Annotated in this window: 1 protein-coding gene and 1 pseudogene; one reads left to right on the top strand and one right to left on the bottom strand. The window is 43.5% G+C overall.

Annotation, left to right across the window (positions count from 1 at the left end):
* Positions 1-598: pseudogene (locus A3738_RS05080) on the top strand (AMP-binding protein); the annotation flags it as partial.
* Between the two features lie 6 nt (positions 599-604).
* On the opposite strand, the gene A3738_RS05075 reads toward A3738_RS05080, so the two are convergent.
* The coding region (locus A3738_RS05075) for an insulinase family protein (RefSeq protein ID WP_197473604.1) at positions 605-1,606 on the bottom strand (1,002 nt) is incomplete at its 5' end.

Here is a 1,606-nt window from a genome sequence, read left to right as displayed (position 1 = left end):
AGGCAATATTCTAGAAGGCGAATGTGAAGGGAATTTAGTCTTAATGGATAGTTGGCCTGGTCAAATGCGCACCGTCTACGGTGATCATGAGCGCTTTATTCAAACCTATTTTTCGACGTATGAAGGAATGTATTTTACGGGTGATGGAGCTAGACGTGATGCAGATGGGTACTACTGGATTACTGGTCGAGTCGATGATGTGTTGAATGTCTCTGGACACCGCATGGGAACAGCCGAGATAGAGAGCGCGCTTGTTGCTCATAGCGCTGTTGCTGAAGCGGCGGTTGTTGGTTTTCCGCATGACATCAAGGGGCAGGGCATCTACGTCTATGTTTCGATGATGGCAGATGCTGATTTGTCTGATCTTACTGCACTTGTGAGTGAGCTCAAAGATTGGGTGCGTAAAGAGATTGGCCCTGTCGCAACACCAGATTTGATCCAGATCTCAGGAGGTCTTCCTAAAACGCGTTCAGGTAAAATTATGCGTCGTATTCTGAGAAAAATTGCAGCGAATGAGTATGACAGTCTTGGTGATACGTCTACGTTGGCAGACCCAAGCGTTGTCGATGTCTTGATCGACGAACGCCTGAATCGTTAGACCATACTACTTATCGAAGTTTGAAAGAGAGAGCCATGCGCTCTCTTTTTTATTTAGTAATTTCTGAAGTTGGGTGATGGCATCATCTTGTGACGTTTGATGCTTGCTTACCATAATCAAGTTTGAACCTTTTTTCTTTACACGCTCTGTGTAGAAAGATCTAAAGTTGTCGATAGTGATTGCTTCGATCGCATCGATCATTTGTTCTTTGCTATCAAACTTGGCAGCTTTCTTGTCTATCTCGCTCCAGTATCGATTGCTTCGCTGCCCAATATTGGTCTCTTTTTCTTCTAAGCGGGAGATCACTGCTTTTTTATAACGAGCGAATTCTTCTTCTGAAAGCGAATTAATACGGTCAACTTGAGCGTTCAGAAATGTTCGTGTTTCATTAAATAACTGATCTGTGCTGGCACTTGGCGATTGAACAATGAACGCTATTCCCGGAACTTCAAGTAATGGGTAAGGTGTTGCGAACACGATATAGCCAAGCTGTTTCTCGGTTCTAAGCTGAGCATAATAGTCATTGCCGATTGCCTGGCTCATTAGTGAATACAGTGCGCGTTCAGAATAGCTTTTAGTTTCGCCTTGCATGTAAAACACCATGCTCGAATCGGGGTGGTCAATATCTAGCGCTTTAGCCCAGTCTTCTTCACCTTCTAAATTAAGAACACTTGCGCGCTCCACACTCTGAATCTTAGCGGGCTCGAGAATATGTTTTTCAACAAGTTTTGCCATCTTTTCGGTTTTATCTTGTTCGACATTACCGTTGCTAAGTACTGCGGTATCTACGGTCGAGAAAAACAGATTTTTAAATTCTCGCAGCTGCTCGATAGAGATCTTTTCAAGTGCGACAAGCTTTTCTTCTGAGTTCCAAGACGGGCTAAGGATGTCATCTTGAATCGCTGTGATGGCTTGCTGGAATGGCTTTCTTTGTTTTTCGTTTTCAAGAGATCTTTTCAGTCGCTCTTTGATGTTTTCAAAGCGCTCATCTCTTAATTCACTGTGTTT

The organism is Oleiphilus sp. HI0066 (assembly GCF_001635725.1).
The sequence above is the reverse complement of the archived record's forward strand: the minus strand, read 5'-3'. Positions and strand labels throughout refer to the sequence as shown.